Origin of the sequence: Sphingobacterium olei (assembly GCF_005048855.1) — a bacterium.
Lineage (GTDB): Bacteria > Bacteroidota > Bacteroidia > Sphingobacteriales > Sphingobacteriaceae > Sphingobacterium > Sphingobacterium olei.
On sequence record NZ_SUME01000005.1, the window covers coordinates 312353 to 336290 of the forward strand.

17 protein-coding genes are annotated in these 23938 nt (G+C 40.6%); 12 read left to right on the forward strand and 5 right to left on the reverse strand.

The annotated features are described in order from the left end of the window. Positions 1–86: 86 nt before the first annotated feature. The 6 genes from FAZ15_RS13780 to FAZ15_RS13805 all read left to right on the forward strand — a co-directional run bounded on the left by FAZ15_RS13780 (position 87) and on the right by FAZ15_RS13805 (position 9053). A complete protein-coding gene (locus FAZ15_RS13780; protein WP_136901897.1) occupies positions 87–1790 on the forward strand; it encodes a trypsin-like peptidase domain-containing protein in 1704 nt (567 codons plus the stop codon). Between the two features lie 93 nt (positions 1791–1883). After that, complete coding sequence (locus tag FAZ15_RS13785) at positions 1884–4217, forward strand: GH92 family glycosyl hydrolase (RefSeq protein ID WP_136901898.1); 2334 nt, start codon at positions 1884–1886, stop codon at positions 4215–4217. After that, the gene (locus FAZ15_RS13790; RefSeq protein ID WP_238387256.1) at positions 4217–5161 is read left to right on the forward strand and encodes an endonuclease/exonuclease/phosphatase family protein; all 945 of its coding nucleotides are present in this window, start codon (positions 4217–4219) and stop codon (positions 5159–5161) included. Before FAZ15_RS13785 ends, FAZ15_RS13790 begins: the two co-directional genes overlap by 1 nt. 75 nt (positions 5162–5236) lie before the next feature. Then, positions 5237–5815 carry a DUF4202 domain-containing protein gene (locus FAZ15_RS13795; RefSeq protein WP_136901899.1) on the forward strand — a complete coding sequence of 193 codons (579 nt, stop codon included), beginning with the start codon at positions 5237–5239 and terminating at the stop codon, positions 5813–5815. Positions 5816–6193: 378 nt separating this feature from the next. Next, positions 6194–7603: a 3-keto-disaccharide hydrolase gene (locus FAZ15_RS13800; RefSeq protein ID WP_136901900.1), complete on the forward strand. Its 1410-nt coding sequence runs from the start codon at positions 6194–6196 to the stop codon at positions 7601–7603. A gap of 31 nt (positions 7604–7634) precedes the next feature. Then, complete coding sequence (locus tag FAZ15_RS13805) at positions 7635–9053, forward strand: Gfo/Idh/MocA family oxidoreductase (RefSeq protein ID WP_136901901.1); 1419 nt, start codon at positions 7635–7637, stop codon at positions 9051–9053. A 28-nt stretch (positions 9054–9081) separates the two neighbouring features. Here the strand turns inward: FAZ15_RS13805 and FAZ15_RS13810 are convergent, their stop codons facing one another. The 5 genes from FAZ15_RS13810 to FAZ15_RS13830 all read right to left on the reverse strand — a co-directional run bounded on the left by FAZ15_RS13810 (position 9082) and on the right by FAZ15_RS13830 (position 13073). Then, positions 9082–10410: a sensor histidine kinase gene (locus FAZ15_RS13810; RefSeq protein WP_136901902.1), complete on the reverse strand. Its 1329-nt coding sequence runs from the start codon at positions 10408–10410 to the stop codon at positions 9082–9084. Then, the gene (locus tag FAZ15_RS13815; RefSeq protein ID WP_136901903.1) at positions 10407–11087 is read right to left on the reverse strand and encodes a response regulator transcription factor; all 681 of its coding nucleotides are present in this window, start codon (positions 11085–11087) and stop codon (positions 10407–10409) included. The genes FAZ15_RS13810 and FAZ15_RS13815 overlap by 4 nt, the downstream gene beginning before the upstream one ends. Positions 11088–11107: 20 nt before the next feature. Continuing rightward, complete coding sequence (locus FAZ15_RS13820) at positions 11108–11947, reverse strand: hypothetical protein (protein WP_136901904.1); 840 nt, start codon at positions 11945–11947, stop codon at positions 11108–11110. Positions 11948–11951: 4 nt separating this feature from the next. Continuing rightward, positions 11952–12272 (reverse strand): hypothetical protein, encoded by a 321-nt coding sequence (locus tag FAZ15_RS13825; RefSeq protein WP_136901905.1) that lies wholly within the window; start codon positions 12270–12272, stop codon positions 11952–11954. A gap of 252 nt (positions 12273–12524) precedes the next feature. After that, entirely contained in the window at positions 12525–13073 is a 549-nt protein-coding gene (locus FAZ15_RS13830; protein WP_136901906.1) for a hypothetical protein, read from the reverse strand. A gap of 494 nt (positions 13074–13567) precedes the next feature. Here FAZ15_RS13830 and FAZ15_RS13835 point away from each other — a divergent pair, with 494 nt between their 5' ends. From FAZ15_RS13835 to FAZ15_RS13860, 6 genes are all read left to right on the forward strand, one after another. Beyond that, the gene (locus FAZ15_RS13835; RefSeq protein ID WP_136901907.1) at positions 13568–14593 is read left to right on the forward strand and encodes a GntR family transcriptional regulator; all 1026 of its coding nucleotides are present in this window, start codon (positions 13568–13570) and stop codon (positions 14591–14593) included. A 6-nt stretch (positions 14594–14599) separates the two neighbouring features. Further along, the gene (locus tag FAZ15_RS13840) at positions 14600–16198 is read left to right on the forward strand and encodes a solute:sodium symporter family transporter (protein ID WP_136901908.1); all 1599 of its coding nucleotides are present in this window, start codon (positions 14600–14602) and stop codon (positions 16196–16198) included. Between the two features lie 181 nt (positions 16199–16379). Then, positions 16380–19568, forward strand: coding sequence for a SusC/RagA family TonB-linked outer membrane protein (locus tag FAZ15_RS13845; RefSeq protein WP_136901909.1), 3189 nt, complete (start codon positions 16380–16382; stop codon positions 19566–19568). A 12-nt stretch (positions 19569–19580) separates the two neighbouring features. Further along, positions 19581–21494, forward strand: a complete 1914-nt coding sequence (locus FAZ15_RS13850; RefSeq protein WP_136901910.1) for a RagB/SusD family nutrient uptake outer membrane protein — start codon at positions 19581–19583, stop codon at positions 21492–21494. Positions 21495–21511: 17 nt separating this feature from the next. Then, the gene (locus tag FAZ15_RS13855; RefSeq protein WP_162304942.1) at positions 21512–22708 is read left to right on the forward strand and encodes a DUF5000 domain-containing lipoprotein; all 1197 of its coding nucleotides are present in this window, start codon (positions 21512–21514) and stop codon (positions 22706–22708) included. A 10-nt stretch (positions 22709–22718) separates the two neighbouring features. Continuing rightward, a complete protein-coding gene (locus FAZ15_RS13860; protein ID WP_136901912.1) occupies positions 22719–23927 on the forward strand; it encodes a DUF4998 domain-containing protein in 1209 nt (402 codons plus the stop codon). Positions 23928–23938: the final 11 nt, after the last annotated feature.

Consider the following 23938-nt stretch of genomic DNA (forward strand, 5'->3'; position numbering starts at 1 on the left):
GTATAAAGGTTATTTTTTTGTATTATTGTAAATATAATTATCGGCGCAGTTTTCTATACTGTGCCGATTTAGTTTTTTTTAACCTTATGCAACGTATTGATTTCTTCAGTCGGATAACCCTTCGAGATACCGCTCGATGGATGGCGCTATTCCTTTTTGTTTTTTCTTTAAGCCTCGGGAGCAAGGTTTATGCGGTCTCCCTCAATCATACTCCTGATAGGCAGATTGCAGATGCAATCCTAAAAAAGGTCTATCCGGCTTGTATCAAACTGTATGGTATAGATTCCCTGACAAAACGACAAAATGCAGCCCCTTTTAGTGCCGTGGTGGTGAGTTCAGAGGGGCACATCCTTACTGTTGCGCATGCCACTAAACCGGGTAACTTGTATAGGGTGTTGTTCCCCGATGGTAAAGAGGGAATGGCGAGGGCATTGGGAAGACTGGTGACCGATAGCTCCACGAATTTGCCGGATGTCGCCATGATGAAGATGGAAGGAGAGAGATCTTGGCCTTATGCGGAGATGGGCTGGTCTTCCTCGTTAGCAGAAAACCAGTTGTGCTTCGGTTGGTCTTACCCCGAAACGTTACTCTTGAATCAACCTTTTTTGCGTATTGGACGTATCCTAAATCCATTGGATGCGTATGGTTTTGTACAAAGCTCATGCATTATGGAGCCCGGTGACTCCGGAGGTCCGTTGTTCGATGCCTTAGGACGTGTGGTGGCTTTGCACAGCCGTATCGACGGTCCTGAAGGTCGAAATTATGAAGTGCCAATAAATATTTACCGAAGATATTGGTCCGCTTTACAGAAAAACGAGGGTATTGACCAATATCCCACAACGGAAGATCCCATCGGATTGGATCCGTTGATCAAAGAACTTCATGCACAACCAATGGCAAACCGGATTGAAAAATCACGAAGAAAGTCTCTTCCGGTCTTTACGATCACGAGTACAATTAACGCAGATTCGGTACAGATTTTAGGTACTGGATTTTCTCTTCCTAAAAATAAACAGGTTATCGTAACCAAGAGTACCCTGGTCGGACAATATCCGGTTTTAAAATATGGGAAAAAGGAATATGCATTAAAGGTGTTAGCTAGAGATAAGACCAATGATTTAATCGCGCTACAGGCTCCTGTGAAATTACGTGAAACAATCCGCTGGACATCGATCGCTGACGATGTACTTACCACGGATGATGTTGGAAGACGTATTTGGACTGCTATTTCTCCTGCGGAGATAAAAAATGGGGTGGTTGGAATGGCTCCGCTGAATATGCCGGCATGGCAGAGCTCTGGTAGCATTAGCGCACAGTTACAAGAGATCAACGGATTGCCGACCATACTGCATGTGGATAGCCTCGGGCCGGCGTATATAGCGGGATTGCAGAAGGACGATAAAATTGTGCTATTGAATGGCAATGATGTCGCAAGTGCAGAAAAAATTAACAAGGAATTTATGAATTATTTTCCTGGCGATACCGTGAGGGTTTCTTGGATAAGAGGAGAAGATAGTTTGGCGTCTGATTTGGTACTCACGAACAAGTTGCTTCGAGAAAATAATCATCCGGCGAATAACATACAAGGAGGTAAATCCATCCGAAGAGACGGCTTCCCGAGTGTATTTCTTCACGACTCACGGATTCATAGTTACGAATGTGGAAGTCCTATTTTTAATGCGTATGGTAAATGCGTAGGCTTAAATATTGCGCGATATAGTCATACGGCGTCTTTAGCAATTCCTGCACAGGTGCTTTTGGCCTTTTTGCAAAATGAAGAGTTGGAATAATTTAGTATATTGCGGTTGCTAAAACGATTTTAAATACTAAAAACGCCTATGTATACCTATAAACTGTAATTATTGTCATCTATGATTAAAGAAATGAAAATCCAATACCAGACTATTCGGCGCTATGTGGGGCATATCGTGCTTGCTTTTCTTTTTTGTAACCTATTTTTTACATCTGCTACTTTTGCACAGTCTAAGGAACCAGTCGATTATGTCAGTACATTAGTTGGTACACTTTCTAAATACGAACTCTCCACCGGGAATACATATCCTGCAATTGCCCTGCCTTGGGGAATGAACTTTTGGACACCGCAAACGGGGAAAATGGGAAACGGCTGGATTTACACGTATACTGCGGATAAAATCAGGGGATTTAAACAAACGCATCAGCCCAGCCCTTGGAACAACGACTACGGGCAGTTTGCAATTATGCCGATTACGGGACAGCCGCATGTCGATGAGGAGAATCGTGCAAGTTGGTTTTCGCACAAAGCTGAAATCGCAAAGCCATACTATTATAGTGTATACCTGGCGGATTATGATGTGACAACCGAAATCACACCGACAGAAAGAGCGGCATTGTTTCGGTTTACATTTCCGGAGAGTGATAGCGCATATGTCGTGATTGATGCTTTTGATAAGGGTTCGTATGTAAAGATAATTCCAGAAGAAAACAAGATCATTGGATATACCACTAAAAACAGTGGAGGGGTTCCGGATAATTTTAAAAATTATTTTGTGATCGTTTTCGACAAATCATTTACCTCACATGCAGCTGTGAAGAGCGGAGTAATCCAAAAAGGAGAACGCGAAACAACGGATCAGCATGCTGGAGGTTTAATAGGTTTCCGTACGAAGAGAGGTGAGCAGGTCACAGCGCGGATAGCGTCTTCTTTCATTAGTCATGCACAAGCTGAACTGAACCTTCGGGAGGTGGATAGAAAATCATTTGACCAGATTAAACAGGACGGCCGCAAAAAGTGGAACGATGTTCTTGGAAAAATAATAATCGAAGACGATGATATCGACAAAGTCAGGACCTTCTATTCCTGTCTGTACCGCTCAACGTTATACCCGAGAGATTTCTCGGAGATTGATGCACAGGGCAACAGGGTGCACTACAGTCCGTACAATGGCAAGGTTTTGCCGGGTTATCTCTTTACCGATACCGGATTTTGGGACACCTTCCGTAGCTTGTTTCCGTTGTTGAATCTCGTTTATCCATCAATGAACCAAAAAATGCAGGAAGGACTTGTCAATGCCTATCGCGAAAGTGGCTTTTTACCGGAGTGGGCGAGTCCTGGGCACCGCGCATCCATGATTGGAAACAATTCAGCCTCTGTAGTGGCCGATGCTTATTTAAGTGGGCTCAAAGGCTATGATGCGGAGACCCTTTGGGAAGCGGTAAAGCATGGTGCTAATCACGTGCATCCGACCAACTCATCTACGGGTAGGGCTGGATTTGACCTGTACAATGCGTATGGGTATATTCCGGCTGATCAGGAACTCAGTCAGCATGTCGCGCGTACACTCGAATATGCATATGCGGACTGGTGTATTTACCAACTGGGGAAAGCTTTGAAAAAACCAGCATCGGAGATTGATATTTATGCAAAAAGAGCCCTTAATTATAAAAATATCTACGATAAAGAAACGCGGCTCATGCGTGCCCGGAATAGGGACGGGAAGTTCGTTTCTCCTTTTTATCCCAGCGATTGGACCAAAGCGTACACGGAAGGTAATGCCTGGCATTGGAGCTTTTGTGTTTTTCACGATCCACAGGGGCTGATCGACTTAATGGGCGGCAACGACCGGTTTACGTCCATGCTGGATACCGTGTTTACCGTCCCAAGTCATGAGGGGATGAAAAGTCGGCGTATGATCCATGAAATGCGAGAAATGCAGGTCATGAATATGGGGCAGTATGCGCATGGTAACCAGCCGATCCAGCATATGCCTTATCTCTACAATTATGGAGGACAGCCATGGAAAACGCAATATTGGGTAAGACAGATCATGGATAAACTGTATTCTGCCGCCCCCGATGGCTATTGTGGTGATGAGGACAACGGACAGACATCTGCGTGGTATGTCTTCTCTTCGTTGGGATTTTATCCCGTGGCTCCAGGATCGGGAGAATATGCCATTGGTTCGCCACAATTTAAAAAAGTCACCCTTAAATTAGAGAATGGCAAAACAGTGATAATTTCTGCTCAGGCATCTGATGACCAACATATCTATGTAGATGAAATGACGGTGAATGGAAAGCCTTATACATACAACTACCTAAAATATGCCGATTTGATGAACGGAGGAGAGCTGGTCTTTAAGATGTCGACAAGTCCTAATCTAACAAGAGGCACGCAGCCACAGGATATGCCCTATTCATTTACCACAGAATTACAACAAGAAAAATCTAAAAAATAATGATGATGACACAAAAATATACGAGAGTATCCACTATACTTTTCTTGTTATTGGTGGTCGTCCTTGGCCCTTGTTTTGGACAAGAACAACAGGTTTGGAAAATAGCAACATTCAACGTGCGATATGACAATAATGGGGACCGAGAGAAAGGAAATGGATGGGATAAGCGGTTGCCCGTTATTTTGTCTCTCATTAAATTTCATGGATTTGATGTATTTGGAGCGCAGGAAGTACTAAAAGGACAATATGCAGACCTGAATCAAGGTCTCGAGGAGTATGCATCGGTAGGGATAGGGCGTGATGATGGTGTGGATAAGGGGGAGTTTGCGCCTATCTTCTATAAAAAAGACAAATTTAAATTGATTAATTCGGGTACCTTTTGGCTCTCAGAAACACCAGACGTTCCGTCGAAAGGATGGGATGCTTCATTGCCTCGTATATGTACCTGGGCACAACTAGTAGAGGTTGCTACGGGACGGAAATCATGGTTCTTCAATCTCCACATGGATCATGTGGGAATTGTTGCCCGTAAAGAAAGCGCACGCCTTGTAATCCAAAAGATGAAAGCAATGGTCGGTAGTGAGCCAGCTTTTCTGACAGGAGATTTTAATGTGGATCAGAACAACGCGATCTACCGTATACTTGCGGACTCAAAATTTGTAAAAGACAGTTACGAACACACAAAAGAAAGTTATACGCTAAATGGTACCTTCAATGCGTTTGATAGTGATCTGATGACCGATAGCCGTATCGACCACATTTTCGTTACGTCTGCAGTGTCTGTAAATAAGTACGGTGTATTGACCGACTCCTATAGAAGTCCTACAACGCAAACGGAGCAAATCAAAAAGGGAGACTTTCCGAAAGAACTTTCCTTCAGACAGTATGAATCACGGATGCCTTCCGATCACTTCCCGGTAGTAGTAGAAGTGGTGTTTGAATAGAATTTCCCGTTTTCGATTTTTTTTGCTAAGTTTCAGTGGAGAATTAGTTATTCATTCTTATTACTATCTTTACTTATGACAAAAATAGATCAGGCTTTCGCATTATTCGATGCGTACAATCGTCAATCGCCCATTCATATCAGTAATTCGGGACAAGATTATCCGATTGAATATTTTTACGCCATCAAGCTCCATGAATGGATTAAAGAACTACGCCCCGATGCGACTGAAGCATTGCTGTTGGCTTCGCGCTGTCAGCATATCGGTCGTTGGGAGATTCCGCGGGATAGCTATCCGGAGGGGCGTGTCGGATACCTCACCTGGCGTAGCGACCTTGCCAAATTTCATGCACAAAAGGCGGAAGAAATATTGCTTTCAATAGGCTATGATGAAACGACGATTAAGCGTGTAAAAGAAATCGTACAGAAAAAGGCGATAAAAAAAGACGCTGAAGTCCAGACCATGGAAGATGCATTGTGTTTGTTATTTCTCCAATACCAGTATGATGAACTGATCGCTAAACAATCCGAGGAAAAAATGATTGCTATTTTGCAAAAGACGCTATCCAAAATGAGCGAGCAGGGTATACAAACGGCGCTCACGTTAGGCTATAGCACCGAAGGACAGCGTTTATTGAAAATTGCATCCAGCTAATAATCTCTTCGGAAATATGTGACCTGTTCAATGAAGATACTTTTTGGGACCATTTTTCAACACCCCTCCATAACATTTGTTTAATAACAAACTTTCCAAAATTGGCTAAAACGTTTTCGTAAAAATAACCTTGATATAGCGTAGGTTTTCGTAAATAATTGATAATATTGTCTAGGTCTATAAACTGTTTTATTGCGCCACTAACCAAGGTCTTGCACTTGCTTTTTTAGCTAAGCATGCCAAAAGGAGGTTAAAGCCTATAAACTAACGTTAAAAAACGATAAACGAAGAGATAAATGGATTGTGAAGTAAGCCGATTGTGGCCTTGATCGGTGTGACATATATAATAAACTAATTAAGATGTATAAAATAAATATTATGATAAAAGCGAAAAAAAACCTGTTTACTAAAATTGCCGCAGTGGCGCTATTGTCTGCTGCCTGCCTTACCTATTGGTCTTGTAGCACGATAAAGGCCAACGAAAATCAGAAAGAAAATTGGAAAAGTCTATTTGACGGTAAGAGTTTAAAAGGTTGGAAAAAATTAGGTGGAGATGCCCCTTATGAAGTCGTAGACGGCGTGATTGTCGGAACGATGACGAAAGGAACGCCCAATTCATTCCTCGTTACTGAGCAAGAATATGGAGATTTTATCCTTGAGCTGGATATAAAGCTGGAAGGCAATAGTACCAATTCTGGTGTCCAAACCCGTAGCCATTTTGATCCGTCGGGCAACAACGGTAAAGGTAGGGTATACGGCAGACAGATGGAAATAGATCCGACTGCACGTGCTTGGTCGGGTGGTATCTATGATGAAGCCCGCAGACTATGGTTGTATCCAATGGATTTGAATGAGAAAGCAAAAACAGCTTATAAGCAAGAGGAATACAATCACGTGCGCATAGAAGCAATAGGTAATGAACTCAAGACCTGGATAAATGGTGTACCTACTGCGTATGTAATCGATACATTAGATCCTACCGGTTTCATCGGTTTACAAGTACATAGCATCCCAAATGAATTGGATGGAAAGAAAGTGTATTTTAAGAACATCAAAATTCAGACGACCAATCTGAAATCGAAAGATTTCCCTACAGATGTACATATTGTAAATTTGGCACCCAACAATCTTTCTGCGGCGGAACAAAAGGCTGGGTATAAACTGTTGTTTAATGGACAGGATTTTAAAGGCTGGAAAAGTGCACGTACGGGAGAATTGCCTGGTAAAGGTTGGGAGGTCAAAAATGGTCAAGTTAATGTGTTGAAATCCGATGGTGGCGAATCTACAAATGGTGGTGACATCATTACCCAAGATCAATATGCAGCTTTTGATCTTTCGTTTGAATTTAAGCTTACTCCAGGAGCAAATAGCGGTGTTAAGTATTTTGTTACGTTAAAGGAAAAAACACATGGATCAGCAATTGGTTTAGAATTCCAGGTGTTGGATGATGCCTTGCACCCCGATGCAAAGATGGGTAAGAATGGTAACCGCACATTGGCGTCGCTATATGATCTGATTACGTCGAATAAAGATGGCCGCGCACGTAGACCAATAGGCCAATGGAATCGCGGTCGTGTGGTGGTTACGCCAGACAATCAGGTAACACACTATCTTAACGGTATAAAAATGCTAACCTATGAAAGAGGGTCACAATCATTCAAAGATATTGTTGCGACGAGTAAGTATAAAGATTGGGAAAACTTTGGAGAAGCAAAACAAGGACATATTTTACTTCAGGATCATGGAGATTCGGTTTCCTTTCGGAATATAAAAATCAAATCGTATTAATTTTTAAACCGAACAACTAAACGTAATTGATATGACAAATCATTATTTCTCAAGAAGAAGTTTTCTTAAAAAAACCACTATTGCTGGAGGTGCAGTACTTTTATCTAACAGTGTGCTTGGAAATGTAGTCCTTGCCAAACCCAATGAGCGGGTCAATTTGGCCTGCATTGGAATCGGAAATAGAGCCGCAGAAATCATTAAGGATCTATACAAAACAGGGTTGTGTAATATCGTGGCCTTGTGTGATGTGGATTTAGGAGCGCCACATACTGCCGAGATCATGAAGATGTTTCCGGATGCGCCCCGTTTCACGGACTTCCGAAAGATGTTGGAACAGATGGATACGCAGATCGACGCGGTTTCTATAGGTACACCAGATTTTGCACACTTCGCGGCTACCATGATGGCTATAGATATGGGCAAACATGTGTATGTAGAAAAGCCAATGGCGCGCACGTTTTGGGAGGTAGAGTTGATGATGGAAAAGGCCAAAAAATTTCCGAAGGTAGTAACCCAGATGGGAAATCAGGGGCATTCCGAAGCAAATTATTTCCAGTTCAAGGCCTGGAAGGACGCGGGGATTATCAAAGATGTTCACCGTATCGATGCCCATATGAATATGCCACGGAGATGGCATGGTTGGGATCCTACCATAAAAAGTTTCCCTAAAGCACAGACCATTCCACAGACACTGGATTGGGAATTATGGCAAATGCAGACTTTGGGTCATGACTACAATAAAGATTTTGTCAACGGACAATGGCGATGCTGGTTTGACTTTGGAATGGGGGCACTAGGAGATTGGGGTGCCCATCTATTGGATACGGCGCACGAATTCTTAGATTTGGGACTCCCCACGGAGGTAGATGCCGTGATGTTAGAAGGGCATAATTCCTTCTTTTTTCCGATGTCTTCCACACTTAAATTTCATTTCCCGAAGAAGAAGAATAGAGGTGCTGTCGATATTAATTGGTATGATGGACTCGATAATCTTCCGCCAATACCGGAGGGGTATGGCGTCTCAGGTCTGGACCCGAACATTCCACCACCGAGCACAGGTAAATTGGAACCCGCTAAATTGAATCCGGGTAAGATCATCTATTCAAAAAATCTGACGTTTAAAGGTGGATCGCACGGAAGTACGTTGCAGATTATTCCGGAAGGGAAAGCACAAGAGATCGCAGCTAAGTTGCCGACCGTACCTGCTTCACCTTCTAACCATTTCGCCAATTTCTTGAAAGCCAGCAAAGGGGAGGAAAAAACGAGATCTCCATTTGATATAGCTGGTCCGTTAAGTCAGGTTTTCTGTCTTGGTGTGATCACCCAAAAACTCAACACAAAAATTGTGTTTGATCCGATTAAAAAAGAGATTGTAAACGATAAATTTGCGAATGCGCTGTTAATAGGACCTCCTCCTGCAAAAGGATGGGAACAATATTATAAGGTATAGTATAGTAATAACGTTTTTAATGCCTATATTAAGGCATTAAAAACGTTTTCTTGTTAAAAGTAAGGCTATAGGTTGTGCCGGTTCCGGGTGTAGAATCGACAGTGATCTCAATGTCAAAGGCATCGGCAATACTTTTAACAATGGATAAACCTAAGCCGTAGCGTCCGGTACCACCTTTACTCGAAAACCTGTTGAATAAAGAGGGTAGTCGGGCTGGCGTAATTCCTATGCCTGTATCCTTGATATGCAGACAGTAATATCCATCTTTGTATTCATCGTGGATTATGATTTGACCATGCTGCACGTTATAGCGTATTGCATTTGACACTATGTTATACAACATATGAAAGAAGAGCTCCTTGTTCATATGTTTGAAAACAATATCCACGTTCACCCGAATGGTGTATCGTATATCCATTTCCTCCAACATCGGCGTAAGCTCTTCAAATACGTTATATAATATAGCTTTTGGATGGAACTCATCCTCTTTTTTATATTGCCCCCCATCTATCCGGGCCAAAAATAATAATGCCTTGATTATCTTTCCCAGTCGATCTAATGTTCTCGACATATCCATGAGTCTATCCAACTGTTCTGGTAGAAGATTGTCGTCCATAGTCATGTTTTCGATCTTATTTTTAAGAATGCTGACAGGAGTAAGCAGTTCGTGTGATGCATTTGCTGTAAATTCACGCTCTCGCTTAAAGGCGCTATTAACGTTGACCATGAGTTCCTGTAGCGAATCGTCCAGAAATCGAAAGTCCCTGGTGGTAGTTTTAATGGGGACGAAATTGATGTTAAAGGGAAACTTTTGATTGATCAGTCTTTTCGCTACAATAGACCTGAATGGTTTTAATAGTTTCCTCAGATAAAAGAAATCCAACAGCAACGTTATAAGCGTAAGGACGATTAGAAAAAATAAACTCACTTGCTGCAGGAGATCACTATAGAGGTTTATGGTTTGTTGGGATCTCCCGATTTCTAATAGGTAATAATCCTCTTTCGAGGTAAATACGTTTTTAAGAATCCGGTACGGAATCGTATCACTACCAATGATGCGTATCTGGTCATCTATTTCACTTGAATCGATCCAGGCTTCGGGCGGTACTTTTTGGATCGACACGTAATCTTCTTTAAGCATAGTGTAACTTCCGTAACTATCCTGCCCTTCGAGATAGAAATCCAACCCATTTTCTTTGATATCCTGAAAAACCTTCTCCCGCTGGATCTGCAAAAATTTATCGATTGTATAGACGGAATACCAGTCAAACAACGAAGGGAGTGAACTGACAAATACGCCAAAAATAATCAGTTTGGACAATGTAAAATACAGGGTTAGTTTATGGTTTAACTTCACTTTATGACATTTACTTTGTATCCAATTCCCCTTACCGATTCTAGCCAATCCACTTTCGCATAAGCGGATAGTTTCTTGCGGATATTTTTGATGTGTACATCTATATAGTTGGAGTCACCCTCAGAAAGGCTGAGGTCGCCCCATACATATTCATAAAGCTGTGTTCGGCTTAATGGTCTGTTCTTGTTGAGTAGTAGATACGATAAGATGTCAAATTCTTTTTTATAGAGTGTGATCTGGATGCCCCTGTAATCTACAGTGCGGTTTTGTAAGTTTACTTCAAAATCTCCGACCTTGATGTTTTGCCCCTGTGTGCCATATTTTCTACGTATAATAGCCTGTATGCGGGCATGGAGTTCGGCCAATGAAAATGGCTTAGGAAGATAGTCGTCGGCTCCTTGCTCCAGACCGTTTATACGGTGTTCGATATCTCCTTTTGCGGAGAGTATAACGACAAGGGTGTCCGGAAGGTTTTCTTTAATATTCTTCAATATATCCAGGCCATTTCCATCCGGGAGACCAAGATCCAACAATACAAAATCATAGTGCTTATTCATCAGAATAGAAAGTGCTTCCTGTTTGGTGCCCACGTTGTGGCATTCGTATTGGTAACGTTCCAAAAAGAGCACTATCTCATCACATAACTCATTTTCATCATCGATCAACAGGATTTTCATGGGCGTATGCTATCTATCCTTTAAAATTGATAAAAATATCCTAATGAAAGAAATGAATTCTGGCTTCTTTCCTGTCCCGTCTTTTTACTCAATAGCGAAAGCTGGTAGGAGAGCATTAAAGCGCTTTTCCCGCGGTAAAATACAAGAGGGAGATTAAAATTGTAGGATAATAGATTAAAATCTTCGGATACGGTGGTTGTTTCAACTGTTTCACCGTTGCCGGGTAACGGGATAGGCAGTAGACCTCCTAATAAACGACGGGAGGTTTCCTCCATATAGGTAACATAGAATCTTTGCGTTCCTGCGACAATATTTATACCGGGATTAAGATGAAGCAGATTGGAACCCCATTGGGCGAGTTGGATGTCTTTTGAATTTGTTAAGGATAGGAATATGTCTTCGGATTTACCAAAATTAAAATCACCGGTCAGTCCGGTTTTAAAGTAATGCGTAAATTCAATTGAAGCACTGGCACTGTTGGGATTTGATGCCTGTAATATGGGAGAATCTTTGGCGTAAAAAGACCTCGTATAATTCAAGTCAAGCGCTATATTCGGTGTGATATCAAATTCGAAACCTGTACCAAGATGTAATTCTGAAGGGAAATTGTCTTCTGTGAGTAATTGATAGCCTCCGGAAGACGCATACCATCCTGAGGGCATACGGAGCCGGAAGTCGAGGTAACCAAAAGGCAAGGCTTCCTGGGCGGTCTGTCCGTAGTAATTTGCGTTGGAGCTTACCACCGAAGATAACGTGAGGGTCGTCTTTTTAAGCACGACAGCAGTACTGTCGGACTGTGCCAAAGGCCGAACCGGGACCGATATCCATACCAGCATCAGACCCATTATCAAGTTTTTCATGGTGTTAAAGTTTAATTTTAACCTGCGTATTCACTTTTACAGGTACTACCTTTGGTGTGTTGATCTGAATTGACGTTACTCCTATTGTTTTGGGAACGGCTTGATTTTTAGCTTTTGGAACTTTTTTTATTACTGCACTTACTGTTTGCGTCTTGTCGTCTCCCGATTTTTCTTTTTTCTGAACCACCGTTTCCTGCACACGCGAAGACTTACCCGTAGTATCCTGTTCGAGGAGGAATGTCAGGTTTTCCTCCCGTGTTATTGGAGCTGCATAAATACGATGCGAAACCAATAACCCTAATCCTATCAGAAACAAATATTTCATTTTTGTGCTTCTTGCTCGCATTAAGTGAACCTCGTGAGGCTTCCTGAAAAAGTAATAACATCGTCATTCTTTCTTCTCGCAATGACTCGTTTTTAGATTTTTGAAATCCATCTATACAGCCTACTTAGGCAAACTCAAATTTAGATAAAATGATTTGCATTCATAAAACTAATAGAAAAAATACTATCCGTAACTTACTTTGATATGCAAACCTACATTGCATATCAAAGTAAGTTAAATCATGTTTTTAGTTTAAAGTCTAAGACCGAGTCCTGATGTAATCGATGTATTTACCTTGATTGGCGCTACTTTAATATCGGTCTTCACATTTGAATGTATAGTCGAAACTGCCTTTATTGCATTAGAAGTGGTTGTACCGATGCCATCAATTGCTGTGTTGGGTTGAGATAGCACGGATCCAATGTTGTTCCCGATGTTATTTCCTGTTTCGCTAGCTATGCCCGCCTGCAATGATGTGGTTACCGTTTGCCCATTCACCTCGGCATGCAAGGTTTGATCTACAACTCCCGTTGCCTCAGAAGTAGGAACTTGCTGTAATAGTGATTTTTTCGTTTCCGTTACTTTTTGAAGAACCGCTGTCTTCTTTTGTTCTACCTTCGACTGAATTTCTCCTGGATGAACCTTTGCATTTGTTTGGCTCGTATACTTGCCTTCCATATTACCACCGTCAGCTTTTAGGTGTTTTTGTGCATCAGTCTTGATGACTGTCTCTACTTTTTGTTGTGCTGTCGCTACAGTGAATGTCATCACTGAGAAAGCGAAAATTATCATCTTTTTCATCTTTATAAATTGTTTTTAATGGTGATGAAACTATCAGATTTATTTATCCCACGCTGTGGTTTAGATAAATGATGATGGTTTCATAGTATTTAATTTTTTTGTTATGCCAAATCTAAATACCGAATATGAAAATAAAATGAAACGATTTAAAAATCAAAAAATATATGGATGATGCCTGAAGCTGTAATTTAAGATAATAATAATGAATGTGGAGAGCTTTTGTAGTGTTAATATTTGTTAAACAAAACGGTTTAGCTTGTAAGAAATACGCATTGTTAGTATCTTTGAGCTTCATAATTTAGGTTAATAATTGGTTAGTTAAGGTCTTGAAGCTCCCCGCTTCAAGACCTTTTTCTTATATTTTATACGTCAGAAGGCCATGAAAATTTAAAAATCTTATTCGAGTTTTTTTTGTTTCTATTATATTCTATTCTATATTTAGCAAAAAATGCATGAAATAGCCACCTTGCAAAGTATAGAATTAGTCGTTACAAATGGGAATAGATAAGAACGATCTCTTTAATGAGATTATAAAAATTGGTACTGCAAACAGATCAAAAAAGGATCAGATCGTAGATGGAATAACGAGTGCAATAGAATTAAGGATGTTGGAAGTGGGAGATAAATTGCCCTCCGTAAATGAAATGATTAAGGCTTTAGGTTTCGCCAGACAGACTATCGTGAACTCTTACCAGGAATTAATTGAAAGAGGAATTGTTGAATCTACCAACAGATTAGGCTATTTTATAGCACAGGACGAAGTTCGCCAAAAATTGAAGGTGTGCCTTGTTCTCTATGCGTTTGATACGTTTCAAGAAACATTTTATGAATGTTTCAGAAAAAGCTTGGGGCCAGGTATACAAGTGGACGTCTTCTTCCATCATAACAATTATCGGGTTTTTCAAAATACAATACAGGATGTGAAGTCCAAATATGGAATGTATGTCATAGCACCTATAGCTGGGCCAAATACACGGGAACTTTTGGAAGAGCTGCCAAGCCAAAAAACATTGATTGTGGATCGCTATGTCGAACTCGATGCCTCCTATTCTTATATTGCGCAGGAGTTTAGAAAATCTTCGTATGAAGCGTTTTCTGCTTTGGCAGATGAGATCAAGAAATTCGACGAATTTGTTTTCTTTTTTAAATATAATTCTGCCGAACCTAGCGAAGTATTAGATTCGTTCAGGCAGTTTGTATCTGATTATAATATAAAGGGGGTTATCCGGGGCGAATATGAAAAAGATAGTATCGAGCCTAACAAAGTGTATTTCACGATCCATAATTTGGAGTTGTGGGAGATGTTAAAAGACATCAAAGTGAAAAACCTGAAACTGGGCAAGGAACTAGGCATACTGTCCCATAATGACGATAGCGTCAAAGAAATTATATTTAATGGAATAACCACATTTTCCATTGACTTTGCCGAAATGGGCAGACTAGCCGCCGCGTATGTACTCGATCGGAAGCCTATCCAACATATTATGCCCAGTAAACTGTTTAAGCGTAATTCTCTTTAACGTCACATGGATAATGTTTCGTTTTTTACATTTGCGGGCCTGATCGTTTTTGCCGTTGTCTTTTCTACCGTAAAAGCCGTAAAAAATAGGAGCAAGAATACGGTTTCGGGCTTTTTTCTAGCGAACAGGTCAAACGGATTTCTTCTCGTGGGAGCCTCTCTTTATTTCAGTAATATCTCCGCCAATCAGTTTATTGGAGAAAACGAATCCGTTTTTATCAACAACATGTCAGTAATCGGATGGGGCGTTACTTCTGTTTTTGCAATGTTGATCGTATCGGAATATTTTGTTCCCATTTACCTGAAGACCGGCATCAGTACCATTCCTGATTTTTTGGAGAAGCGGTATGATGCTGGGACCAAAAATCTGGTTTCCATTGTTTTTTTGTTCAGTTACATTCTCAGCCTGCTACCCACTGTGTTGTATGGAGGTGCTGTAGCATTCAATAGTTTGTTTCATATTTCGGAGCGGTTGCAGATCGGACACTGGGAAGGCTTATGGCTCACCGTATGGTTTATTGGATTGATTGGATTAATATATAGTGTGCTCGGCGGGTTGCGCGCCATCAATATTTCAGATATCATACTTACATCGGGACTTTTCGTGCTGATGATTGTCCTTCCTTATTATGGGTTAAAATACCTGGGAGAAGGTTCGTTTATGTCTGGGGTGCATATACTTTTGCATGAGAAGGCAGCCCATTTAAATGCGATTGGAGGCCCGGATGATGCCATTCCATTTTCTACATTATTTACGGGAATGATTATCGTCAATCTTTATTATTGGGGAATGGAGCAATATATTGTACAACAGATTCTGGCTGGAAAGAGTCTTCAGGACAGTCAGAAAGGTATCGCATTGACTTGTGGAGCGAAATTGCTGTCACCGCTTCTCATCAATATTCCGGGGCTTATTGCTGTACACTTATATACTGATTTGCCTAATTCAAGTGCCGTGTTCCCGACATTGGCAAAAGATGTGTTGCCAGCTGTCATGGCTGGGTTAACTGCAGCGGTGTTATTTGGTGCCGCCTTAAATACATTCAATGCCGGGTTAAATGGCGCAAGCTCCTTGTTTGTGTTTAATATTTTCAGACCGTACACGCTAAAAAGAAAAGGTAGTGTAGATGAAAAAGAGATCTTAAGAGCGGGTAAGCTCTTTCAGATCTGCGTGGCATTATTGGCTATGTGCATCGCACCTTTTATACTCTTTTCTGAAAAAGGCTTTTACTTCTATATTCAGAAAGTTAGCGGAATCTTTAGTGTGCCCATCTTTACCATTATTTTTATTGGCTTTTTTAAAACACGGATTCCCGCCCTTGCAGCCAAAATTGCCGTGATCTTTTTTATAATCTGTTATGTGTTGAGCCAATTTATACTTGACCTGGATATTCATTTTTTACATGCACTCGCTATAATCTTTCTGGTTACCACGCTTCTGATGTTTTTAATCGGTCGGATTAAGCCGATGGAACAAAGTTATGTATTGATAATGGATAATAAAGTGGATATCAAACCATGGGCTAATAGGTGGTATTGGTACCTGATATTGATCGTGCTCATGGTGTGTGTGTACATTGTCTTTTCTCCATTAGGAATCGCTTGATATTAGGTATTTATACTTTTATAATTTTTTTTACAAATAATTTGCGCAGTAAATGTATTTGCTTTATATTTGATTATAGTATAGTATAGAATAGTATATGATTATTTAATTTTATACGATACATATTATAAACATTGTTATCTAAATCCGGTAACCTTTTAAAAAACCAAAAAAAAAATCTATGTGTCATTTTTATTTTTTTGCGAGGAGAATTCGGCACGTGCTGTTATTCTTGCTAGGCACTTTCCTCCTTTTGCCTTCATTGTGGGCTCAAGATTCCTTTGACCTGAAGGGAATCGTATTGGATAGTGTCAGCCAGCAACCGTTGGCAAATGTTTCCGTATTGATTAAAGGTACGAGAGAAGCAACAAGTACGGATAATAACGGAAGATTCGTTATGAGAGGTTTTAAAGATAACTCTGCGTTAGAATTTTCGTTGATCAGTTACCATCGGAAAGAGATTGTTGTTGAAGGACGAAGCGATCTCGTTGTACAGATGGTTTCAGCCGAGTCTGAAATTGAAGAGGTAGCAGTTGTGGCGTATGGTAGCCAAAGAAAGAGCAGTATGGTAGCCTCTATTACGACTGTAAACCCAAAAGAACTGAAAGGGCCGACTTCGAATCTAACAAATATGTTGGCTGGTAGGGTATCGGGTATGATAGCCTATCAACGTAGCGGTGAGCCGGGTGCGGATAATGCTTCCTTCTTTATTAGGGGAGTAGGTAGCTTTGGTGCGGGAAAAAAAGATCCACTGATCTTGATCGATGGTATGGAATCTACTGCCACAGATTTGGCCCGTTTGCAACCAGATGATATTTCTGGGTTTTCTGTATTGAAGGATGCAGCCGCTTCAGCACTTTATGGTGCGCGTGGAGCAAACGGTGTGGTCTTGGTCACGACGAAAAACGGTCTCATAGGAAAAGCGAAATTTAACGTTCGTTTTGAAAACTCTTTGTCGACAAATACACGAAATTTCAAGTTTGCAGACAATATCACGTATATGCAAATGGCGAATGAGGCCGTATTGACCCGTAATCCAAAAGCTGCATTACCTTACGATCAAAACAAGATCGACCATACGCGCAACGGGGATGATCCTTATTTATATCCCAGCAATAACTGGATGGATCAATTGATTAAGGATTATACAAATAACCAACGTTTGAATTTTAACGTTACCGGCGGTGGAAATTTAGCACAGTATTATGTTGCCGGTACCATGAACATCGATAATGGAAATCTAAAATCAGAGAATACCAATAAATTCGATAATAATATTCAACTTAAAAATTATTCTGTTCGCTCCAATATCTCTTTAAATATTACGCCTATTACAGAGGCATTTATTCGGACCTATGCACAGTTTGATGATTATAGAGGGCCAATAGGTGGTTATGATGAGTGGGGTAATATGATTAACGGTGGTCAACGTGTATTTAAGGAAGCGATGTGGTCCAACCCGGTTATGTTTCCAGCCGTCTATCCAGGTTCTTATGCTCCATTTACAACGCATCCGTTGTTTGGTAACGCCTTGGTACGGCAAACCAATACATTGTACAATAACCCGTATGCAAGAATGGTTTCCGGTTATCAAGAATATAATACCTCCACGGTAAATGTACAATTGGAAGTAAAACAGAAGTTTGATTTCATTACGGAAGGATTATCGGGAAGATTAATGGCTTATACACAACGTTATTCTTATTTCGATGTAGCACGCTCCTTCAATCCGTTTTACTACAATTTGATTTATATCCCAGCGGCTAATCAAAGCATTTTGAACCCATTGAATCCGGATGGGGGTACCGAATACCTAAGTTATGATGCGGGCCGGAGAAGACAAAATACGACAACATATGGAGAGTTAGCATTAAATTACAATAGGCGTTTTGGTGCCGATCATGAAGTAACGGGCATGGCTATTGGTATTATCCGTAACTATGTAACGGCCGATGGGGGCGACTTGCAGACCGCGCTGCCTGCTAGAAACCTAGGGGTATCAGGCCGTTTAACCTATTCTTTTAAAGATAAATATCTGTTTGAAGGAAACTTTGGTTACAACGGGTCTGAACGTTTTGCAGAAAATAATCGTTTTGGCTTCTTTCCTTCATTTGGTGTAGGTTGGAATGTTCATGAGGAGAAGCCATTTGAGTTTATGCTACCAGTTATCAGTCGATTGAAATTAAGAGCTACTTACGGGGTAATCGGTAATGATCAAATCGGAGAATGGTATGATAGATTTTTTTACCTATCAAATGTAAATCCAAATGATGGAGGAAGAGGTTTTTCATGGGGTAACCGATGGGATTTTTCTCGTCCCGGTTATGGAATATATAGGTATGCCAATGATCAAATTACGTGGGAAAAAGCAACGACATTTGATGCGGGATTTGATTTGACTTTGGTCAATGGGCTTAATGTGATCTTTGACTACTATCATTCCAAAAGAAGTCAAATTTTAACATATCGTTCAACTCTTCCAAGCTCAATGGGCTTCCAGTCAAGTATTCAGGCAAATCTGGGCGAAGCTGAAAATAGAGGATTTGATATTTCATTTGATTACAATAAATCATACAGCAACTCACTATGGACGCAGTTTCGTGCAAATATGACGTATGCTACAAATAAAGTGTTGGTCAACGAAGAGCCGAACTATCCTGCAGATTTGAAACATCTAACTCAAGTAGGACGTCCGATGAGACAGGAATATGGTTTGATTGCGGAACGGTTATTTGTGGATGATATCGAAGCTAATAATTCTCCAGAGCAGAATTTCGGAGGTCTGATTCCGACGATGGGTGGTGACATTAAATACAGGGATATCAATGGCGATGGAAGAATAACAGATTTGGATAAGGTACCGCTTGGATATCCAACAGATCCGGAGATTATTTATGGCTTAGGTTTTTCTGTAGGGTACAAAAATTTTGATGCCAGTGCATTTTTCCAAGGCTCAGCAAGATCATCATTTTTCATTGACCCAGGGAATGTTACGCCATTTGCACTAAATGGCGGATTTCAAAATGGATTGCTGGAGGTAATTGCTGATGACTATTGGTCTGAAGATAATCAAAATTTGCATGCATTCTGGCCAAGGTTGACAGATGGATTTAACAATAACAATAATCAGCGGTCCAGCTGGTGGATGCGTGACGGAGCATTTCTCCGGTTGAAATCTGTAGAACTAGGATATAATATGCCGACTGCATTATCGCAACGATTCAGAGTATCTAACCTACGTCTGTATTTAAATGGTATGAATCTTTTTGCATGGAGCAAATTTAAGCTGTGGGATACAGAAATGGGAGGCAATGGATTGGGATATCCAATTCAGGCCGTTTATAATGTTGGAATTAATGTTGGTTTTTAATTATAGAAAATCATGAAAATTAAAAATATTTTACAAATTGTATTATCAGCTTCGATTTTGAGTTTGTCGTCTTGTAATTTTTTGGATGTAACGCCGGATAACTTACCTACTGTTGATAATGCATTCACCCGGCGAAGCGAAGCCCTCAAGTATTTGGCTACTTGTTATTCATATCTTCCGAATGACGGAGAACCTACTCAAAATGTGGCTTATATGGGGGGAGACGAATTTTGGTACGACTTTCCGTCCGTCAGTATCACGACTACGAATTGGAATATAGCACGCGGCAACCAACGCGTTACGGATCCTTATGTAAATTATTGGGACGGTAATTTTGGTGCTAAATCCATGTTTCAGGCGATAAGGGACTGCAATATTTTCCTGGAAAATGTGACGGATGAAAATAAGGTGTTGGATCTTTCAATCGATGAAAGACAGAGTTGGATTGGAGAAGTGGAATTTCTTAAAGCTTACTATCATTTTATCTTGCTACGTCATTACGGTCCCATTCCTATAACAGATGCAAGTCAACCTGTAAATACACCTATTGAAGAAACACAGGTTAAGCGTGCTCCTGTGGACGAGGTAGTAGATTTTATCGTAACACTCTTGGATAACGCTATTGAAAAGCTGCCTCAGGCTGTATCTGCACCGGTAACTGATTTGGGGAGAATTACAAAGCCTATCGCGATGGCCATCAAAGCTAAAGTTTTGCTGTATGCCGCTAGTCCTTTGTTTAACGGAAACCCGGATTATACTACTTTTAGAGATAAGGAAGGGGTGGCATTATTTAATCCAACTTATGACAATACTAAATGGACAAAAGCAGCTGAAGCAGCCAAAGAGGCTATTGACATAGCACATAGTTTGGGTGTTAAATTATACGAATTTCCGGGAACGACTTTCCCGATATCCGAAACCACACAAATTCAGATGAGTATTCGAAATGCAGTTACAGAAGCGTGGAATTCTGAAATTATTTGGGGAAATCCTAATTCACGTACATGGCAGATGCAATATTCTGCTATGGCCCAGATAGATCCGAATAGGGCAGGTAACAACAGTGTGCACGGTACTATGGCGCCCACCATAAAAATTATTGAACAGTTTTATACCAAAAATGGTGTGCCGATATACGAAGACAAGACATTGGATTTTTCGAATATAACTCAACTCAGAAATGGGACAAATGATGAGCGCTATAATCTTATACCAAATTATCCGACGGCTCGACTGCATTTTGATCGTGAAAATAGATTTTATGCGTCAGTCGGATTCGATGGGGGTATTTGGTTTATGGAAAATACACCTAGCCGAAGTGATGAGGATACGTTTAAAGGCATGTTTAAATTAGGACAATTGGGAAGCTCTTCCTTAGTGACGATAACCACCTATTATCCGAAAAAATTGGTGAATTGGCAATTTGCATTTAGAGACGGAAATAGCAGTCATATCGAAGAATATCCTTTTCCAATGATACGTTTGGCAGATCTGTATTTAATGTATGCGGAAGCACTGAATGAAAGTGCGGGCCCATCAGCAGAGGTCTATGAATACTTGGACTTAGTGAGGAAGAGAGCCAATTTAAAAGGGGTACAGGAATCGTGGTCTGATTATTCGTTGAATCCGAACAAACCAAATACGAAAGAAGGATTGCGTGAGATTATCCAGCGCGAACGTAATATAGAGATGTGTTTTGAGGGCTCTCGTTTTTGGGATTTACGTCGTTGGAAATTGGCCGCACAAGAATTAAATAAAAATATTACAGGATGGGATAGAAACCAAGATAAAGATTATCCACAATTGTTTTATACGATAAATACGTTTTTCAGACAGCGATTTATTGCGCCCCGGGATTATTTCTGGCCAATCAAAGAGTCTAATTTGTTAGTAAACCCCAATCTGGTTCAGAATCCAGGATGGTAAATTTAAATTATTTAGAGATGAGTACAATGATTTCAAACAAAAAATATTTCCTTTTTTATTGGCTTGTTGGCTTATTAAGCCTAGGAAGCTGTAAGGACGATCATTTTAACGGTATTGTAGAAGGTAACACAGTTCCGCCGGGACCAGTGACCAACATACAGGTTACCAATGATCATGGTAAAGCCATTTTGCGGTACACATTGCCAGGCGATGATGACTTGTTATATGTAAAGGCAGAATATCCATTGCCAAATGGCCAGATGCGTGTGATCAAATCTTCACAATATTCAAACGAATTAACTGTAGATGGTTTCGCAAATACCGATCCGTATCAGATTAAATTGTATGCGGTAAACAAGAGTGAGGTGAGTTCTGTCGCGACAGATGTGACCGTCCAACCTAAAGAACCTATTTTTAATCTTGTCTTCGATCAGATTCAGGTAACCTCCAGCTTTGGTGGCGTTCGGATTCGGTCATTAAATACGTTGAAAGGGAGCGTGGTTGTTGTTCCAATGGTAGATTCCTTAGGAACCGGAGAGTACGTGCAATTGGATTCATATTACACAGAAGATTCGCTGATCAACTACAATGTTCGGGGGCTAAAATCCGAGGAAATGAAATTCGCATTTTATGTCAGGGATCGTTGGTTGAATACTTCCGACACCTTGTTTGCATCTGTAACACCATTGGAAGAAAATTTGTTGGATAGAAATCTGTTTCAAGCAATACGGCTTCCAAATGATGCTGACTTCAGATTCGATACCAATCTTCCTATGCTTTGGGATGGGAATTTGAGTATCGGAAAGTGGCCAAGTCTTTATACACAGGATATCGCCAGTTCACCGACTTCGCTGACGTTTTCAATCGGTAAAGAAGCTAAAATAAGTCGTGTTGTCGTGTTTCCGCGCCGCGAAAATGGCTTCTATGATAAAGGGAACCTAAGAGAATTTGAAATTTGGGCAAGCAACGAATACACACAAGACGGATCATGGGATAGCTGGACCAAGTTAGCATCTTGTTTGGTTGTAAAGCCCTCCGGTACACCGGTGGGAACATCTACAGCTGCTGATGAAGCTGCAGGTACTATTGGATGGTCATTTGATATGCCCGAAGATGCATTAAAGTATAAATATTTAAGGATAAGAAATTTACGTAATTGGCAGGGCAGTTATTTCATGCAAATACGGCAAATTCAAATTTGGGGTGTATATTAATCAATATATTATGAAAACGAATAATCTATTATATATCATTATACTACTAAGTAGTGTGATTTTCTCATCTTGTTCCAAGATGGATGAATATAAGCGGTACGTTGAAGATGGTGAAATTGTTTATCCAACGAAAATAGATTCTTTACAGATACTATCGGGCAAAAATCAAGTCATGGTCCATGGATTAGTTAGAGTAAACAGAGGGATGACAAGTTATCGCGTTTTTTGGAATAACCGAAGGGACTCGATAGTTGTCCCTGTAGCGTTGACCGAGAATATCGATACACTGAAGCATGTGATCAAAAACTTGCCAGAAGGAACCATTAATTTTGAGATCCGAAGTTACGATGACAAAGGTCATAGTTCGGTACCCACTTATCTTGTTGGTAATGTTTATGGCGATCGTTTTAGAGAGGGTATGTTCCAAAGAGCGATCTTGGATTACGCGTTTGATAACGAGGGTAAATTCAATGTTACTTTTCAAGATGTATCCAAAGACATGGGCTTTCATGGTGTCCGATTAAAATATAGAAATGTTAATGATCGGCAAGTAGATACAGTCATTGTTACGACTAATGTCAATGCATCAGTGGCTTTAAAGGATTATGTAATGGGCAGTACAATTGATTATGCGACGGTTTTTCGCCCCGAGCCTAATTCGATTGATACGTTCGTATATGACAAATATATTGCCTTTCGTGTCATAGGAGATGTGTCGGAAGTATACCTCAAAAACTATAAAAAACCTTTTTACCCTTCCGATTTTGATGGAAATCGATGGGGAACTTTGTTGGATTGGGAAACAAACGATGCGGCTAAGAACCATAGTTTTGGTAATATTATGGTCGGTGGGTACGCATATGATGGAGGTGGTGTCGCTAAACTTGAAGCTGGATGGGGAGCCGCAAATATTATTAATGGGAAAATTCATCAGCGCATATTACTACCAGCAGGGAGATATAGATTCGCTACAAGAGTAACTGAGGAAGCCTGGAATGGAGACATCCCTGGGTATCTAATCGCTAATAAAGGCAATCAGCTTTCCGATTATGATAATATAAATTCGAGCACTAGATTAGGTAGTGTTAAGATGACAGGAGGAGATGTTAGTTTTGAGTTTGAGGTTACGGAGACATCAACGGTCAGTCTAGGTTATGTGGTGAATATGACTGCGGAAAAATGGTTGACCATGGAATTTTTTAAATTAGAAATTTTATAGTCTCCGTATCG

What these genes read in the sequence shown, in the direction of transcription:
- FAZ15_RS13845 (WP_136901909.1), top strand. Translation starts at nt 16,380, where the DNA reads ATGTGTCATTTTTATTTTTTTGCGAGGAGAATTCGGCACGTGCTGTTA.
- FAZ15_RS13785 (WP_136901898.1), top strand. Translation starts at nt 1,884, where the DNA reads ATGAAAATCCAATACCAGACTATTCGGCGCTATGTGGGGCATATCGTG.
- FAZ15_RS13830 (WP_136901906.1), bottom strand. Translation starts at nt 13,073, where the DNA reads ATGAAAAAGATGATAATTTTCGCTTTCTCAGTGATGACATTCACTGTA.
- FAZ15_RS13780 (WP_136901897.1), top strand. Translation starts at nt 87, where the DNA reads ATGCAACGTATTGATTTCTTCAGTCGGATAACCCTTCGAGATACCGCT.
- FAZ15_RS13825 (WP_136901905.1), bottom strand. Translation starts at nt 12,272, where the DNA reads ATGAAATATTTGTTTCTGATAGGATTAGGGTTATTGGTTTCGCATCGT.
- FAZ15_RS13835 (WP_136901907.1), top strand. Translation starts at nt 13,568, where the DNA reads ATGGGAATAGATAAGAACGATCTCTTTAATGAGATTATAAAAATTGGT.
- FAZ15_RS13795 (WP_136901899.1), top strand. Translation starts at nt 5,237, where the DNA reads ATGACAAAAATAGATCAGGCTTTCGCATTATTCGATGCGTACAATCGT.
- FAZ15_RS13855 (WP_162304942.1), top strand. Translation starts at nt 21,512, where the DNA reads ATGAGTACAATGATTTCAAACAAAAAATATTTCCTTTTTTATTGGCTT.
- FAZ15_RS13840 (WP_136901908.1), top strand. Translation starts at nt 14,600, where the DNA reads ATGGATAATGTTTCGTTTTTTACATTTGCGGGCCTGATCGTTTTTGCC.
- FAZ15_RS13805 (WP_136901901.1), top strand. Translation starts at nt 7,635, where the DNA reads ATGACAAATCATTATTTCTCAAGAAGAAGTTTTCTTAAAAAAACCACT.
- FAZ15_RS13850 (WP_136901910.1), top strand. Translation starts at nt 19,581, where the DNA reads ATGAAAATTAAAAATATTTTACAAATTGTATTATCAGCTTCGATTTTG.
- FAZ15_RS13800 (WP_136901900.1), top strand. Translation starts at nt 6,194, where the DNA reads ATGATAAAAGCGAAAAAAAACCTGTTTACTAAAATTGCCGCAGTGGCG.
- FAZ15_RS13820 (WP_136901904.1), bottom strand. Translation starts at nt 11,947, where the DNA reads ATGAAAAACTTGATAATGGGTCTGATGCTGGTATGGATATCGGTCCCG.
- FAZ15_RS13790 (WP_238387256.1), top strand. Translation starts at nt 4,217, where the DNA reads ATGATGATGACACAAAAATATACGAGAGTATCCACTATACTTTTCTTG.
- FAZ15_RS13860 (WP_136901912.1), top strand. Translation starts at nt 22,719, where the DNA reads ATGAAAACGAATAATCTATTATATATCATTATACTACTAAGTAGTGTG.
- FAZ15_RS13815 (WP_136901903.1), bottom strand. Translation starts at nt 11,087, where the DNA reads ATGAAAATCCTGTTGATCGATGATGAAAATGAGTTATGTGATGAGATA.